Genomic DNA, 16,714 nt, shown 5'->3' with positions numbered 1-16,714 from the left:
GGAATAAAGCAGCAGCCGTGTTCTCTTACCTGTGTAGCAGACAATCCTAGCAGTAAGTAAGTAGCAACACATCAGCGGCCGGGCCTCTTCTTCGGAAGGGGCCCGGTTATTTTTTGCCCTGTGTGTGCAGCCTGGTCATCGTCTGGCGGGGATTACCGGTGCGTGCGGAATCTCCGGCCTGCCATGACAAGCAGAAGCCCGCTCAGGGCGAAAAGAGCCGCGTATTCGGCGGGTTCGGGCACAATGACCTGCTGGCTGTCCTGCCACATGCCGCCTTCGACGTAAAAGGCCGCATCAGCACCCCACACGAGAACCAACCGATCGATGCCGTTAAGGTTGAAAATATCCGTATCCGGGCTGGACACGCGAAAGTTGTAGGAAGTCGTTCCGGTATCAGCCGGGCCGACCATGTCGCCGATGTCCATGTTTCCGACAACCATCGTGTAATTCTCGCCGTCATAACCGATCGAGGTGACCGGGTGATCCCCGATCATGAAATTCGGGTTTTCTGTCTCCGCCGGGAACCCGGTGGCGTAGTTCAAGGGGTCGAGATTCTCGTCGATGGCGATGAAGGTCAGCAAGTTCGTCTCCTCGGCGGGCGTGCCGCCAAACTGGTCTCCTGTTACAGTGCTGCCGACTTCAAAGGTAACATCGAGCGTGCGGGAGTTGAACTCATTAATGACAAAGCTCACCCCCGCATGGGTGGCGGAGACGAGCCCCGAGATTGCCAGCACAAGCAAGGCTTGTTTCCAGCGTTTGAAAGTTGGGCGGCAGGCTTGATGTCTGGGCATGTGTTCGGGGATTGATGGTGAGGTGAGAGTCGGGCCGTGATCGCACAGGCTGATTGCCGGGATTTAGAGCCTGTTCAGGTAAACGCTCAAAGTGGCAGAAAATGGGTCTTTTCGGCCCGGTGCCGACGTTTTTCGACTCGACGAATCTGGATTCGCCTCGTCTCAAAACCTCAGCACGTGCTCGGAAAATCCCTCATTTTTCCATCTTTTCCGTTTACCTGAACAGGCCCTAGCAACTTTTGTGCCCGCGGAAAAGGGCTAAATTCGGCCGCGTGAACAAAAAACGCGTCTCATCTCTTGGTGAAAGAGGGTGATGCGACCAGGGATGGCGCGGATCAGACACGAATTTTTTTGTTACCAACTCCTCTCGCTCCGCCCCTTTGTGTCTTTGCGCCTTTGTGGTTAGTTTCCTCATTTTCAATCGGAAGCGCTACGTACCGGGGGGTAGCAAAATCGACCAGCCCGGCGATTCGGGCTTGTCGAGCGCGCCGGGCTGGTGTGCGCTGACCGGCTCCCTATGGCGACGACACGACTCCCCATCGAAGACCTGCGGGCGGACTTGGCCGCCGCCCTGCGCGCGGGCAACCGCGTGGTACTCTCGGCCCCGACCGGCTCGGGCAAGTCCACCCAGGTCCCGCAGATGCTGATCGACGAGGGGCTGGTCCCTGCCGGGAAGGAAGTCATCGTCCTGCAGCCGCGCCGCCTGGCCGCCCGCATGCTAGCCCGCCGTGTGGCCGAGGAGCGCGGAGCGACGCTTGGCGGGGAGGTCGGTTTTCACATCCGCTTCGACCGGGTGTTCGGGCCGCAGACGCGGATCAAGTTCGTGACCGAGGGCATCCTCCTGCGCATGATGCTGACCGACCCGGAGTTGAAGGGGGTGGGCGCGATTGTCTTTGACGAGTTTCACGAGCGCCACCTGCACGGCGACCTGGGGATCGCCATGATCCGGCAGCTTCAGGAAAAATCCCGTCCCGACCTGCTCATGGCCGTCATGTCCGCCACCCTGGAGACGGGTCAGCTCTCGGCTTACCTCGGCGGTTGTCCCATCCTCAAGGCCGAAGGGCGCATGTTCCCCATCGAGGTCCGCTACGCCGGGGCTGGGGAGGCTTCCGTCTGGGAGCGCGCCGCCCAGCAGACCGCCAAGCTCGTGCAGGAATTGCCCGAGGGGGACGTTTTGATCTTCATGCCCGGCGCTTATGAGATTCGCCGCACGGTGGAGGAGCTTCAGGCCACACGCGGCCTGCGCGAGTGCGTGGTGCTCCCGCTGCACGGCGAGCTTCCCCCGACCGAGCAGGACGCCGCGGTGGCCCGCTACGACACGCGCAAGATCGTGGTTGCCACCAATGTGGCCGAGACTTCGCTCACCATCGACGGTATTCGGGGCGTAGTCGATGCCGGGCTGGCCCGCGTGGCCCGCTTCGATCCGCACCGTGGGATCAACACGCTATTGATTGAAAAAATCAGCCAGGCTTCCGCCGAGCAGCGGGCCGGGCGGGCCGGTCGGACCGCACCGGGGATTTGCCTGCGGCTGTGGACGCAAAAGGAGCACGAGCACCGCCCCCCGCGCGAGCTGGCGGAGATCCGCCGCGTCGATCTGGCCGAGACCGTGCTCACGCTCAAGCTGGCCGGTTACGCCGAGCTGGAGCATTTCCCGTGGTTCGAGCCGCCGGAGGAAAAATCCCTTGCCCGCGCCTTGACTCTGCTCCACGACCTCGGGGCGCTTGACGCGGCCGGTGCGTTGACGGAGATGGGCCGTCGGATGGCTTCTTTTCCCATGCACCCGCGCTACGCCCGGCTCTTTCTGGCCGCGCAGGAGCTGGGCTGCGTCTGGCATGTGGCGGTCATCGCCGCGCTGGCCCAGGGACGAAACCTGCTCATGCCCATCGACAACAAGCGCCGCCGCGAGGAACGGGAGGATTTGCTCGGCGACACCGCTTCGGATTTTTTCCACCTGCTGCGGGCCTGGGGCATGGCCCGCAAGCAGAACTACAACATGGGCTTTTGCCGCCAGTGGGGCATCCACGGAGGAGCCGCCCGCGAGGCCGAGCGCGGGGCCGGGCAATTCCTGCGTCTGGCGCAGGCGCAGGGGCTCGACACGGGCGAGGGACCGCTGGACGAGGAGGCCGTGCGCCGCTGCCTTTTGCTGGCCTTTTCCGACCAGTTGGCCAAGCGCCTCGACCGGGGCACCTTGCGCTGCGCGCTCGTCCACGGGCGCAAGGGTGAACTGCGCCGTCACAGCGCCCTGCGGGACGCGCCGCTTTTCGTGGCCGCCGAGATCGACGAGATCGAGACCCGGGGGGATGTCACCGTGTACCTTTCGCTGGCTACCGAAATCGACGAGGTGTGGCTGAAGGAGTATTTCCCGGAGGACTTCAACGACAGCAGCGAGACTTTTTACGATCCGGACTTCAAGCGGGTGGAATGCCGCCGCCTGACGCGCTTCCGCGACCTCGTGCTGGCCAGTGGCGAGGGCGACGACCCCGATCCGGACACCGCCGCCCGGCTCCTGGCCGCCGAAATCCACGCCGGACGCCTCCCGCTCAAAAGTTGGGATAACGGGATCGAGCGCTGGATCGCCCGGGTGAACTTCGCTGCCGCGCACTGCCCGGAGCTGGACATTGAGCCGCTCGACGATGAAGGCCGCCTGATGATCCTGGAGCAGATTTGCCACGGCTTCGTCAGCGCGAAGGAACTGCGTGAGGTTCAGGCTCATCGTTACGTTTACGACTGGCTGACGCAGGAGCAGCGCGCCGCGCTGGAGACGCTCGTCCCCGAGAGCATTGAGCTGCCGCGCCGCCGCCGGGCCGTCAATATCCGCTACGAGGACGGGCGGGCGATCATTTCGAGCAAGTTGCAGGACTTTTACGACACCCCACACAAGCAGCTCACCATCTGCGCCGGACGCTACCCGCTGGTGGTTGAACTACTAGCCCCCAATGGCCGTCCCGCCCAGCTCACGACCGACCTCGACGCCTTTTGGACCACTTCCTACGAGGGCGTAAAAAAAGAACTCCGCGGCCGCTACCCCAAACACGAATGGCGCTGACGGGTTGCACCCGCTGGCACTGAGGGGCTCCGCCCCTACGCCGCCAGAAAGGCGGCTACCCCTCTGTGTGGGGATCCATTTTTTGTATGCTACTGTGGCTTCTTTCTCTCAGATGACATCCCGATTTTTAACACTGCGGCAATAATAGGGACCAATGCTCCGGTAATTAAGGTGAATAAGCCTGTTTTTTCTTTTCCGTCGAAAACAAAGTATATCCCGAATCCTACGAGCGCCAAAACGATGACACCACCTATGGACTTTATCGTGATTTTGTCGATAAACTCAAAGACTTGACCCCTTTTTATGTGGCGATGTTGAAGCTCCTGTTCTCTCTCAGCCATCTTAAGTGACCGATCAATAAATCCAGGGTGCATCCTTTCGTATGCCTCTGTTTGCTCAGGAGGCGGGAGTGGGCCACTGTGTAATGTGAGCTTAGTTTGTTGTATTTTAACTAAGCCAGCCTCAATATTTGAAAGACGCTGTTTTACCTGCTTGATTTCAGCAGTCTGAGATAAGTTCAAGCTGTTCAGCTCTTCCTTTTCTCGTTCTTTCTGTTTCTGTCTCTGAAGTCTTGAGGCCATGACCAATGTATTCAAATGCTGTGTGAAGATATCCCATCGGGGTCTCTTCTCTCACCGCTTTTGATTCATAAGGAACAAAGTCGTACAATGTACCGACTCCTTCAAGGATTGATTTAATTTTCTCTCCCATGATTGCCTCGCTAATAGTTTAGCAGATTTTGGCGTATTGAAAAGTAGTTTTGAGAATGGTTCCCGTCAAGTTCGGTTTGATTTTACGCCACGATCTTGACAAATATACGTTTACCGGCCTGGAGGATGTGTTCCTGTTCAGGCTTTTCGATGGGCTGGAAGGGGTCGTCGGCTTTTTCCTCGTTGAGTTTGACCGCGCCCTGTTCGATGAGGCGGCGGACTTCCTTCTTGCTGGGGAAAAGTTTGGTGCGGGAAAGGACTTCGGTCAGCGCGAGCTGGTTTTCCTCTCCGGCGATCTCGCGCCAGGAGAAGACCGGCATGTCGTCGGGCAGCTTGTTGCGGGAGAAGACCTGCTCGAACTGCTGGCGCTCATGGTTGGCGGCGTCGAGCGAGTGGAACATCGCGGTCAGGGACACGGCGAGGTGCTTTTTGGCCTCCATCGGGTGCTCCAGCTTGTGGCGCTTGAGGGCTTCGCCGTCCACTTCGAGCAGCAGGCGGTAGTAGTCCCACATGGTCTCGTCGTTGATCGACATGATCTTGCCGAACATGTCCTTGGCCGAGTCGTTGAAGGTGATGTAGTTGCCCAGGCTTTTGGACATCTTTTTCACCCCGTCGAGGCCGACCAGCAGCGGCATGGTGATGACGGTCTGCTCCGGCTGTCCGGCGTTTTTCTGGAGGGCGCGTCCGACGAGCATGTTAAAGAGCTGGTCGGAGCCGCCGAGCTCCACGTCGGCCTGCAGCATGACCGAGTCGTAGCCCTGGATCAGCGGGTAGAGAAATTCGACGATGGAAATGGGCGTGCGGGAGGCGTAGCGCTTGGCGAAGTCGTCGCGCTCAAGCATGCGGGCGACGGTCATCTGCCGGGTCAGGCTGAGCGCGTCGGAAAAGTCCATCTTGCGGAACCACTCGCTGTTGTAGCGCACGGTGGTCTTGTTCTCGTCGAGGATCTGGAACGCCTGGTCGAGGTAGGTCTCGGAATTTTGCTGGACTTCCTCGTCGGTGAGGACGGGGCGGGTCTCGGAGCGGCCGGAGGGGTCGCCGATGGTGGCGGTGTAGTCGCCGATGAGCAGGATGCACTCGTGTCCCATGGCCTGGAACTGCTTCATCTTGTTGAAGACGACCATGTGCCCGAAGGTCAGGTCGGGGCGCGTGGGATCGACGCCGAGCTTGATCTTCAGCTTTTTGCCGGCGCGGATGCGCTCCATCATGTCCTCGTCGCCGATGATGCTCTCGGCGTTTGTTTTCAGAATGTCCAACCTGCTCATGGGGAGTAAATTTAGAGTATGTGGGGCCGATTAAGCCCGTCGCGGGGGCTTCCGACAAGGGGAAAAACACGTCCCCGGCCTGTGGAGGCGGTTCAGTGGCCGCCGTCGGCCAGGAAATCGGCGGCCCGGCGCGCGAAATCCGGGTTCTCAAGGGCCTCGACCAGCGCGATGAGGGCTGCCGGGGCGCATTTGAGGCGCATCTCGTGGAGTTGAGTGCGGATGAGGGAGCGGCGCTGGAAGTCGTTCTGGCGGCAGATCCACAGGACGAGTCTGCGGTGCGGTTCGTCTTCGGCCAGCGCCTGCATGAGTTCTTCAAAGCTCAATGATCCGGTTTCGTAGGAAGGCTTCATGGCTGTGGGCAGGAATACGACGGAGGCAGGGGGGCGGCTTGTTGCGAGCTTAGGCTTTAATCACACGCGGTAAAAGCGTCAAGTCCGCCCGTCTGGCACTCCTGGCAACGGCGCTCGCGGGAGGAAGCGCATTCGGCGCTTGGCGCGGGCGTTTTAATGCTCCACGCTGGCGTGTTATGGGGAGTGCCAGGGGAAAATGGATGCGACCGGACGTGCCGTTCCGGCCGGACCGGATACCGTTCTTTTACGGGTGGGTCGTGGTCGGTGCTTCGGTCATGGGGATGGTCTCAAGCATGCCTGGGCAGACCGCCGGGGTGGGGCCGTTTACCGAAGACCTCCTGGCCAATCTCGACCTGACGCGCCTGCAACTGAGTATCGCCTATCTGGGTGGAACGGTGGCCAGCGGCTTGATTCTGCCCCGGATCGGGCGGTTTTTCGACCGCTTTGGAGCCCGCTTGACCGGGACGCTGGTTGAAATCGGCCTGGGGCTGAGCCTCTTTTATATGGCTTCGTGCTCGGCCATCTACCATTGGCTCAAGCCGGGGGAGGAGCCACTGCCGTACCTGGCACTGGCGGTGGTCATGTTCGGCTTTTTCCTGATCCGGTTTCTGGGGCAGGGCGTGGTGGCGATGACTTCCCGCGCCATGCTGGGCAAGTGGTTCAACCGCAAGCGCGGGCTGGCCAGTGCCATTGCCGGGAGCGTGGGTGGGGTCTGCTTTGCCGCCGCGCCGCTGGGTTTGTACGGCGCGGTCAGTTGGCTGGGCTGGCGGGAGGCCTGGGTGCTCATGGGACTGGTGCTGATTTTTGTCGTTTCCGGGTTGTGTTGGCTGTTCTATCGCGACAACCCCGAGGAGTGCGGCCTGGTCATGGATGGCGAACCGCCCCCGCCGGAGCCGACTGGTCCGACGGATCCGGAGTTCAATATCCACTACGAGTTTACCGCGCGCGAGGCGATCCGCACCTACTCGTTCTGGGTCTTTACGGCGGCTTTCAGCCTGATTTCGGTTTTCATGACCGCGGTGAATTTCCACGCTGTGGACATCGCTAGGGAAATGGGTCGCGAGCCGTCGAATTTTTTCCGGCTCTACCTGTGGATGACCTGCGTGAGTATTCCCTCCGGGTTCGTCATCGGCTGGCTGACGGGGAGAATGCGCCTCAAGCCCTTGCTCGTGGTGATGGGGGCGAGCATGACGCTGGCGGCTTTTGGACTGCTGCACCTCTCGTATGGCTGGGGCGTGGTCGTTTATGTGGCCGGGGGCGGGCTTTCGTCGTCGTTTTTCGGGACGCTGATGGCCGTGGTCTATCCGCGCTTCTTCGGGCGGCAGCACCTGGGCGCGGTCAGCGGCTGGGTCATGTTGACGATGGTGATTTGCAGCGCGATCGCGCCGTTGCTGTGGAGTGTTTCCGAGGAACTGGCGGGAAGTTACTCGCCGGTGACGTGGCTCTACGGCGCTTGCTGTGCGGCTGTGGCGGTGGCGGCGTTTTTCGCGGACAATCCCCAGCGGCGGCTGGCTGCCCGTAACCGCGGGTGAGGAGACGCGACGGGATGGACGGGCTTGTTGAGAACTATTCCTATTTCGCTTTTAGCAGGTGGACGGCACTGGACTTGCTGGCGTGAATGGTGCAACATTCTCAGCACCATACTGTTCCCCGGTCGAAACCACGTGAATACACGAGGTTGTGCTTGCACTGCCCCAAGGGGCGGCGTAGCTTGCCCGTTCACCCTTTTCTAACTTCAACACCTTATATCTATGGCTCTTGCGAAAGGCTCTAAAGCTCCTGACTTCACTCTGAACACGAAGACGGCCGACGGCCTGAAGGAAGTTACTCTCAGCGACAACTTCGGCAAGAAAAAGACCGTGCTGCTCTTTTTCCCCTTCGCCTTCACCAGCGTCTGCCAAAACGAGATGTGCAGCATCTCCGCCGGGATGGACGAGTACGAAAAGCTCGACGCCGCCGTGTACGGTATCAGCGTGGACAGCCCGTTCGCGCAGGAGGGCTGGGCCAAGGCGAACAAGATCAGCGTCACCCTGCTGAGCGACTTTAACAAGGAAGTCGCCACCGCCTATGACGTGCTCTATTCCGACCTGCTCGGGCTCAAGGGCGTGGCCAAGCGCTCGGCCTTCGTGGTGGACAAGGACGGCACCGTCACCTTTAGCTGGTCCAGCGAAGACCCGCACGATTTACCTCCCTTCGACGAGGTCAAGGCCGCCCTGAAATAAGGGCGGTCTCTGGTTTCCGGCTCCGCCGAAGGCTCTCTGGATTAAAACATGACTTGAATTCTGGAAAATGACTGCATCCAACGATCCGTTCAACGCCCGCAAGGAACTCATGGTCGCCGGCAAAAAGGCCGGGGTCTATTACGCGCTCTCGAGCCTCGAAGAGGCCGGATTGGGTGACATTAAAAAGCTGCCCGTGAGCATCCGCATCGTGCTGGAGTCCCTCCTGCGCAACTGCGGACAGGCCGGGGTGGACGAGGCCGATGTCAAGCGCCTCGCCACCTGGAACGCCACTCAACCCTCCGAAAACGAAATCCCCTTTATCGTCTCGCGGATCGTTTTGCAGGACTTTACCGGGGTGCCGCTGCTGGTCGATCTCGCCGCCATGCGCGACGCTGTGGCCGATCTGAACAAGGACCCGGGCCTGATCGAGCCGCTCGTGCCGGTTGACCTCGTGGTTGACCACTCCGTGCAAGTGGACCGCGCCGGGACCGTCAACGCCTTCAAGGACAACCTCAAGATCGAGTTCGAGCGCAACCGCGAGCGCTACGAGTTCCTCAAGTGGGGGCAGCAGGCCTTCGAGACCTTCTCGGTCGTCCCGCCCGCCATCGGCATCATCCACCAGGTCAACCTGGAGTACCTCGCCCGCGTGGTCTTCCAGAAACAGGTGGACGGCGAAACCATTCTTTACCCCGACACCCTTGTCGGGACCGACTCGCACACCACCATGATCAACGGTATCGGGATCGTGGGCTGGGGTGTGGGCGGCATCGAGGCCGAAGCCGGGATGCTCGGCCAGCCCATCGCTTTCCAGACGCCGGAAGTCATCGGCGTCAACCTGACCGGCAAGCTCAAGGAAGGCGTCACCGCGACCGACCTGACCCTGCGCATCACCGAAATGCTCCGCGCCGAAAAGGTGGTGGGCAAGTTCGTCGAGTTCCACGGGGAAGGCGCTGCCGCCCTGACCCTGGCCGACCGCGCCACCATCGCCAACATGGCCCCCGAGTACGGCGCGACGATGGGCTTCTTCCCGGTTGATGAAAAGTCCCTCGACTACCTGCGCGCCACTGGCCGCACCGAGGAACAGATCGAACTGGTCAAGGCTTACTACGAGGCCCAGGGCATGTTCGGCATCCCGAAGAAGGGCGATGTCACCTACACCAAGGTGCTCGACCTCGACCTTGAGAGCATCGTCCCGTCCGTGGCCGGCCCCCGCCGTCCGCAGGACCGGATCGATATGCCCAAGCTCAAGAACACTTTCCAGTCGCTGCTCGAAAAGCCCGCCGCCGAAGGTGGCTTCGGCGTCAAGCCGGAGGACTTCGACCGCCGCGCGACCGTCAAGGCCGCCCGCGCCGAGGCTCGCTGGCAGGATGACGGTGGCGCGCCGACCGCGACCGAGATGCTTCCCGACATCGGGCACGGCTCCGTCCTGATCGCGGCCATCACGAGCTGCACGAACACCTCGAACCCCTCCGTCATGCTGGCCGCCGGCCTGCTGGCGAAGAAGGCGGTCGAGGCGGGCCTGACCGTTGACTCGACGGTCAAGTGCAGCCTGGCTCCCGGCTCGCGCGTGGTCACCGACTATCTGAACGAGACGGGCCTCCAGCCCTACCTCGACCAGCTCGGGTTCAACCTCGTGGGCTACGGCTGCACGACCTGCATCGGCAACTCCGGCCCGCTCGACCCGGCGATTGAAGAAGCCATCACCGAGGGCGACCTCGTGGCGGCCAGCGTGCTTTCGGGCAACCGCAACTTCGAGGCCCGCGTGCACGGTTCGATCAAGGCGAATTTCCTCATGTCGCCGCCGCTGGTGGTGGCCTTCGCGCTGGCCGGGACGGTCAACATCAACCTCGACGAGGAACCCCTCGGCAAGGGCAAGGACGGCCAGGACGTTTACCTGAAAGACCTCTGGCCCAGCCACGAGGAAATCCAGGAAAACATCCTCAAGGGCCTCAAGCCCGAGATGTTCCGCGAGAAGTACTCGACCATCAACGAGGCCAATCCCGAGTGGAACGCCATCCCGATCACCGAGGGCGACGTTTACAAATGGAACGGAGACTCGACCTACATCCAGCTCCCGCCGTTCTTCGAGGGCTTCACGACCGAGCCGGGCAAGATCGCGCCGTTGACCAACATGCGTCCGCTGGCGCTGCTTGGCGACTCCGTGACCACGGACCACATTTCTCCCGCCGGTTCCTTCAAGCCCGAAACCCCCGCTGGTCGCTACCTGGTGGAAAAGGGTGTCGAGCCGAAGGATTTCAACTCCTACGGATCGCGTCGCGGTAACGACCGGATCATGACCCGCGGCACCTTCGCCAACGTGCGAATCAAGAACCGCATGGCCGACGGCAAGGAAGGCGGCTTCACCAAGCTCCAGCCCGAGGGCGAAGTGACCACGATTTTCGATGCCTGCCAAGAATACAAGAAGCGGAAAACCCCGCTGATCGTCTTCGGCGGCGTGGACTACGGGATGGGCAGCTCCCGCGACTGGGCGGCCAAGGGCACCGCGCTGCTGGGCGTGCGCGCTGTGGTGGCCAAGTCCTTTGAGCGTATCCACCGCAGCAACCTGATCGGCATGGGCGTCATGCCCCTGTGCTTCAAGGAGGGCGAGGGCATTGACACCCTCGGGCTCGACGGCACGGAGACCTTCTCGCTGGCCATCGGCGAGGACATGAAGCCCGGTCAGGACGTGACGCTGGAGATCACCAAGGCCGACGGTTCCGCCTCGACGGCCACGCTGAAGCTGCGTATCGACACGGCCATCGAGGTCGAGTACTACCGGCACGGCGGTATCCTTCCCTACGTTTTAAGGAACCTCATCTAATGCCGATAAGGGAGTATGCACTCCCTGCTTAACCTGGGCGGTATGGCAGATAACGACACACCTGTTTTTCTTGTCGATGGTTATTCCGACCCGGCCCTGTTGCGTATACAGGGCCGGGCCAGTTACCTTAACTGTGCGCCTGTTAGTGACTTCTTCAAGCACATGCTGGCAGAGGGGCGCACGCACGTCGTGGTGGACTTCGCCGGGTGCACGGCGATGGACAGCACCTTTCTCGGCATCCTGGCCGGAGCCGCGATGGACTTCCGCAAGCAGAAGCCGCCGGGCAAGCTCACGCTGGTCCGGCTCGGCGAGCGCAACCTCGAACTCGTCCGCAACCTTGGCCTGCACCGCATCCTGGAGGTGGACGCCGACGGGCGCAGCCTGAGCTTCGATGTGGACCGGGCGCAGACCGTGGCCACAACCACGGACGGCCCTCCCCATGCCTCGGCCGAGAGCATGCTGCGCGCGCACGAGCACCTCGTGGAGGCGGACAAGGGTAACCTGAAGAAATTCCAGGATGTGCTCGCCTACCTGCGGCTCCAGGTCGAGAAGGACAAGGAAGCCGACAGCGAGTAAGACCACATCTGCCCCATTTGATACTTAGAGATTTAACAGGGAGGCCGGTAAGTAAGGAAGGAGATGTCTCCGGTCTTACTTACCGGCCTTTCCGGTTCTACGGATTGAGGGTCGGTAGGCGGAAATTGGGTCAATGCCCCTCGAATAACGGATAACAGGGATTGCAGAAGCCGGGGTTCTTACTCATGTTGAGTTGGTTATGATCTGGTTGCTGTTGTCTTTCGGGGTAGGGCTTTTTGTCGGCGCGTTTGTCGGTTGGCTCTTCTATATCCGTCAGCGGCGCAGAAACGTCCAGCTCGACGAGGAAAAGCAGCTCGTCCATCAGGAGAAGCAGATTGTGGTCGAGTTCATGCACAACCTGGTCGAGGCCATTGGTGCGGGGGTGGGGCGTGAGGAGCTTTTCCAGCATATCGTGCATGCCTCAATCCTGAGCACCGGCGCGCTCAGCGCGTGCATCTTCGAGCGCACTGGCAAGGACAAGCTGCGCGGCATCGCGGTGGAGGGCCTGTTTCCGCCGCAGCACCCCTTACCGCAGAAGTCGCGCGACCGGCTGGCCACGCGCTCGAAGTTCATCGAGCAGATTCTCAAGTCCGAGGTTTTTGAAATGGGCGAAGGGCTGATCGGCTCGGTTGCCCGCACGGGCAAGGCCGTTTTGATTGAGGATGCCGGGAGCGACCCGCGCGTCATTCAGCACGAGGACCCGGCGCTGAAGGTGCGCTCGCTGGTGGTCGCGCCCATCGCCTTCCGCTCGAAGATTCTCGGCGTGCTGGCGGTGGCGAACCCCGCCGACGGCCTGGCCTTTAACGAGGCGGACTTTTCGCTCGTGCAGTCGCTGGCAGAGCAGGCCGCGATGGCCATTCACAACTCCGACCTGATGGAAATGCAGATCGAGAAGAGCAAGCTCGACCTCGACATTTCCGTGGCCAGCAGCATCCAGGGGATGATCCTGCCGCAGACCTTTCCGGATAATCCGGCGCTGGAGATTGATGCCTATTACCGCCCGGCGCAGAAGATCGGCGGCGACCTCTACAACGTGATCAAGCTCGACGAGAGTCGCGTGGGGTTGGCTATCGCGGACGTGTCGGGCAAGGGCGTTCCGGCCTCGCTGCTGATGACGATTTGCCAGACAAACCTGCGGCACTTCGCGCAGGCCTTCCGCAGCCCCTCCGAAGTCCTCAAGGCCATGAACCGTGAGATGTCCGAGGAAATCCGGCGCGACATGTTCATCACGATCATTTACGCGATCATCGACACAGCCAGAGACACGCTTACCCTGGCCCGTGCCGGTCACGAGCTGCCGCTGATCTGCACGCACTCCGGTTCCGAAGCCAAGCCGGAGCTGAACTTCGTCGGCTCGGAAGGCATGGCGCTGGGCATGGTGCCGCCTGACATTTTCGACTACGTGATCGAGGACCGCACGGTGCCCTTCAAGCGCGGGGACATCGCGGTGTTTTACACCGACGGGGTGACGGAGTCCATCGACGACGAGGGGACGGAGTTCGCCTCGAACCGGCTGGCCGAGTGCGTGCGCGTGCTGCGTGACCGCCCCGCGAAACAGATCAACAGCGGGATCGTCTCCACGGTCGAGCGTTACACCGGGCAGGCCAGCTTCGCCGACGACCTTACGCTCATCACTGTAAAGCACACGTAAACGGTTTGAGGGTTGGGCGGACGGGTTGCCTGCTTGCGCGTGGGAGTAACCCGCTTGCCAAACCGCTGGCGAGTACGTAACGTGACCCTTTTTACCTGAAACATTTTCCTGTCATGGCCCAGAATTCAGCACCCGAAACCCTTGATCGTACCTCGTTGCCGGATACCGGCGGCCACTTTGGCGACTACGGCGGCATGTACGTGCCCGAGACGCTCATGACCGCGCTCTTCGAGCTGACTGAGGCTTACAGGCAGGCGAAAAACGACCCCGCCTTTCAGGCCGATCTGGACTATTTCCTGCGACAGTATGCCGGCCGCCCGACCGAACTCTACTTCGCCGAGCGCCTGACCGAGAGCTGCGGCGGGGCAAAGATCTACCTCAAGCGCGAGGACGGGCTGCACACGGGGGCACACAAGGTCAACAACTGTATCGGCCAGGCGCTGCTTGCCCGCCGCATGGGCAAGAAGCGCATCATCGCCGAGACCGGGGCCGGGCAGCACGGCGTGGCCACGGCGGCGGTCTGTGCACGCTTTGGGCTGGAGTGCGTGATTTACATGGGCGCGGAGGACATGCGCCGTCAGGCTCTCAATGTCTTTCGCATGCGCCTGATGGGGGCCGAAGTCCGCTCGGTCGAGTCCGGCCAGAAGACGCTCAAGGACGCCGTCAACGAGGCCATGCGTGACTGGGTGGCCAGCGTCGGTGACACCCACTACATTCTGGGCTCGGCTCTCGGTTCGCACCCCTTTCCGATGATGGTGCGCGACTTTCACAAGGTGATTGGCGAGGAAGTGCGTCGCCAGATACTGGAGGCCGAAGGCCGCCTGCCGGATGAGCTTTGCGCCTGCGTCGGTGGCGGGAGCAATTGCATCGGGCTATTTTACGAGTTCCTGGAAGACCTCGACGTGCGCCTGGTCGGCGTGGAAGCCGGTGGCCACGGGATCAAGCCCGGCCAGCACGCGGCTCGTTTCGAGGGCGGGCGCGTCGGCATTCTGCAAGGCAGCAAGACCTATATCCTGCAAAACGACGACGGCCAGATCAACCTGACCCATTCGGTTTCCGCCGGGTTGGACTATGCGGCCATCGGTCCCGAGCACGCCTTCTACCGGGATCGCGGACGCATCCACTACGGCTATGCCACGGATGAAGAAGTCATGAAGGCCTTTGAAACGCTCAGCCGCACGGAGGGGATCATCCCCGCGCTGGAGAGCACCCACGCCGTCGCCTACGCTCTCAAGCGCGCTCCGCAAATGTCGCCGGACCAGATTCTCGTCGTGAACCTCTCCGGACGCGGCGACAAGGATGTGCAGGAAGTCATGCGCCTGATGGAAGAGAAGGCATAGCCCTCTGCTCCTTCGGCTCGCGAGTCGGTGGCTGGTTGGCCCGGTGGCTTCGTGGAGGTAGGCGCAGCTCGCTCAAGATGTGTGCGCATGCATCCTGTTTTTAACTTCCACCCGAGCCCTTACATCCACTACGCTCTCGCTCATGCAGTCGATGACCGGATTCGGGCGCGGAGAAGCGCGCAGTGAGCACGTGGAGATCACCGTGGAGGTGTCCTCCGTCAACCGCAAGTCGCTCGAAGTCGGCGTCTCGCTGCCGCGCGAATGGCAGTCGCTGGAACGGGATGTGAACGAAGCCGTGCGCGGCGTTGCGCTGCGGGGCAAGGTCTCGGTCTATGTGCAGGTGCGCAAGGTCGGGCACGGAGCCGGGCTGGATTGGGACGACGAAAAAGTCCTCGCCACTGTGCGGCGGCTGGAGTCCTTTGCCCACGAGCACGGCATGACCATCGCCCCGGACGGTGACCTGCTCCTGCGCGTGATCAACAGTCTCGACACCGGCTCCACGCTGCCAGAGGCCGAGGTGGCCCAGCCGCTCGTGATGGGGGCGCTCAAGCAGGCGCTCGAAGGTTTTGCCGCCATGCGCGCGAGTGAGGGCGAGGCGTTGAAAAAGGACCTGCTGGAGCGTCTGGCGTTCCTCGAAGGGCAGGTGGTCAAGATGCGCGAAACGGTGGCCGATGCCGTCCCCACCTATCGCGAGCAGCTTTTCGCCCGCTTGCAGAAGGCCGGGCTTGAACTCGAACTCGACGACGAGCGCGTGCTCAAGGAGATCGCGCTTTTTGCCGACCGGGCGGACATCGCCGAGGAGTTGACCCGCCTCTCCAGTCACCTGGAGCAGTTTAAGTCCACACTGGATGAAGACGGCGCCATCGGGCGGAAGATGGACTTTCTCTGCCAGGAAATCCACCGCGAGGTCAACACCTCCGGCAGCAAGGCCAACCAGCTTGAACTGACCCGTCTCGTGATCGACTGCAAGAACGAGCTGGAGCGTATTCGCGAGCAGGCTCAGAACATCGAGTAAAGTCGGTTCTCTGGCACTTTGATGTTTATGCGAGAGGGTGTTTTTTTGAAAAAAACACCCTCTCGCGCTCTCCCCAAAAACTTTTTATTGCTTTATTAAAGCGGTATTACGCGGGGGCGAGGAGCAGGCGGTTCCGGTTTCCCGGTGTCATTTACGGGTGCTGGCCTTGTCTTCCTTCGGGGCGTCCTCGGGGGGAGGATCGGTGTAAGCACGACTAATTTCCTCGGCGTAGTCTTCGTCGGCAGTGGTGAGCGAGAGATTGTCAGGAAAGACGGAGAACCAGCCCAGCATTTGCTTGACCTCATCCGGTGGGCCCCAGAGGGAAAACTCCAGCAGGTGGTCCTTGAAGAGAACGAAGGTGTCGTAGCGCAGGGTGAGCTTGCCGTTTTCAGGGCTGGTGATCTGGTAAATGAGCGTGCGCGGGTCGCGGTTGAAGACCGCACCGATGCCGACCGAGCGGTAGTCGGAGTCGTAGTTGAGGACTTCGACCAGTTCGGGATAGGTTTTTTTTATCCCCTCGGCGTAGGCGGTCATGGTGGTCTTGCTCAGGTTGGGCAAGAAGCTCTCGGGGGACCAGATGTTGAAAGCCCATTTTACGTCCGGGTAGTAAGTGCCTTGAAAGACGAGCGAAGCGCCGGGCAGGGAAGTCTGCGCCCAGTTCTGTGGGGCAAGCGTGTGCGCGGAGAACAGGGAGCAACTCAACTCCGAGCGCGTGCGCTCGTAGCCGTCGAACCTGTAGGGGGCGAGCCTGAAGTTGACCGGCAAGGGCGCGGCATTCGGGCGTGTGATGACCGGCCCTTCGTAGGGCGGTTCTTCGGGCGGGGCTCCGGGGGGTTGCTTTTGGGCGTGGACGGACAGGGCTGTCACGCTCAGGGCGAGGAGTGTCAGACGCAGGCGTTTAAACATGGATGTGGGGCGGAGCACTTC

General features: G+C 61.4%; 13 protein-coding genes. 8 read left to right on the top strand and 5 right to left on the bottom strand.

Annotated elements, in window-relative coordinates; genetic code table 11:
* Positions 1-152: 152 nt before the first annotated feature.
* Positions 153-791, bottom strand: coding sequence for a hypothetical protein (locus tag H5P28_RS09915; RefSeq protein ID WP_185675555.1), 639 nt, complete (start codon positions 789-791; stop codon positions 153-155).
* A gap of 517 nt (positions 792-1,308) precedes the next feature.
* Between H5P28_RS09915 and hrpB the strand changes: the two genes are divergently transcribed.
* Positions 1,309-3,837 carry an ATP-dependent helicase HrpB gene (hrpB, locus tag H5P28_RS09910; protein WP_185675554.1) on the top strand — a complete coding sequence of 843 codons (2,529 nt, stop codon included), beginning with the start codon at positions 1,309-1,311 and terminating at the stop codon, positions 3,835-3,837.
* An 89-nt stretch (positions 3,838-3,926) separates the two neighbouring features.
* Here hrpB and H5P28_RS09905 read toward each other — a convergent pair whose 3' ends face one another.
* The 3 genes from H5P28_RS09905 to H5P28_RS09895 form a co-directional block, all read right to left on the bottom strand.
* A complete protein-coding gene (locus tag H5P28_RS09905) occupies positions 3,927-4,418 on the bottom strand; it encodes a DUF2335 domain-containing protein (RefSeq protein WP_185675553.1) in 492 nt (163 codons plus the stop codon).
* Positions 4,419-4,630: 212 nt separating this feature from the next.
* Positions 4,631-5,812 (bottom strand): tyrosine--tRNA ligase, encoded by a 1,182-nt coding sequence (gene tyrS, locus H5P28_RS09900; protein ID WP_185675552.1) that lies wholly within the window; start codon positions 5,810-5,812, stop codon positions 4,631-4,633.
* Between the two features lie 92 nt (positions 5,813-5,904).
* Entirely contained in the window at positions 5,905-6,162 is a 258-nt protein-coding gene (locus H5P28_RS09895) for a hypothetical protein (RefSeq protein WP_185675551.1), read from the bottom strand.
* 200 nt (positions 6,163-6,362) lie between these two features.
* Between H5P28_RS09895 and H5P28_RS09890 the strand changes: the two genes are divergently transcribed.
* The 7 genes from H5P28_RS09890 to H5P28_RS09860 all read left to right on the top strand — a co-directional run bounded on the left by H5P28_RS09890 (position 6,363) and on the right by H5P28_RS09860 (position 15,787).
* A complete protein-coding gene (locus H5P28_RS09890) occupies positions 6,363-7,694 on the top strand; it encodes an MFS transporter (RefSeq protein WP_185675550.1) in 1,332 nt (443 codons plus the stop codon).
* 219 nt (positions 7,695-7,913) lie between these two features.
* Positions 7,914-8,384, top strand: a complete 471-nt coding sequence (locus H5P28_RS09885; protein WP_185675549.1) for a redoxin domain-containing protein — start codon at positions 7,914-7,916, stop codon at positions 8,382-8,384.
* A gap of 67 nt (positions 8,385-8,451) precedes the next feature.
* The gene (acnA, locus tag H5P28_RS09880; RefSeq protein WP_185675548.1) at positions 8,452-11,205 is read left to right on the top strand and encodes an aconitate hydratase AcnA; all 2,754 of its coding nucleotides are present in this window, start codon (positions 8,452-8,454) and stop codon (positions 11,203-11,205) included.
* A 42-nt stretch (positions 11,206-11,247) separates the two neighbouring features.
* Entirely contained in the window at positions 11,248-11,781 is a 534-nt protein-coding gene (locus H5P28_RS09875) for an STAS domain-containing protein (RefSeq protein WP_185675547.1), read from the top strand.
* 199 nt (positions 11,782-11,980) lie between these two features.
* On the top strand, positions 11,981-13,432 hold the full coding sequence (locus tag H5P28_RS09870) for a GAF domain-containing SpoIIE family protein phosphatase (protein ID WP_185675546.1): 1,452 nt from the start codon (positions 11,981-11,983) through the stop codon (positions 13,430-13,432).
* A 113-nt stretch (positions 13,433-13,545) separates the two neighbouring features.
* The gene (gene trpB / locus H5P28_RS09865) at positions 13,546-14,772 is read left to right on the top strand and encodes a tryptophan synthase subunit beta (protein ID WP_185675545.1); all 1,227 of its coding nucleotides are present in this window, start codon (positions 13,546-13,548) and stop codon (positions 14,770-14,772) included.
* Positions 14,773-14,914: 142 nt separating this feature from the next.
* Positions 14,915-15,787, top strand: coding sequence for a YicC/YloC family endoribonuclease (locus H5P28_RS09860; protein WP_185675544.1), 873 nt, complete (start codon positions 14,915-14,917; stop codon positions 15,785-15,787).
* Between the two features lie 147 nt (positions 15,788-15,934).
* Here the strand turns inward: H5P28_RS09860 and H5P28_RS09855 are convergent, their stop codons facing one another.
* Positions 15,935-16,693 (bottom strand): hypothetical protein, encoded by a 759-nt coding sequence (locus H5P28_RS09855; protein ID WP_185675543.1) that lies wholly within the window; start codon positions 16,691-16,693, stop codon positions 15,935-15,937.
* Between the last annotated feature and the right edge of the window lie 21 nt (positions 16,694-16,714).

The sequence above is a fragment of the Ruficoccus amylovorans genome (genome assembly GCF_014230085.1).
Classification (GTDB): Bacteria; Verrucomicrobiota; Verrucomicrobiia; order Opitutales; family Cerasicoccaceae; genus Ruficoccus; species Ruficoccus amylovorans.
This window is presented reverse-complemented; position numbering and strand designations above follow the sequence as displayed.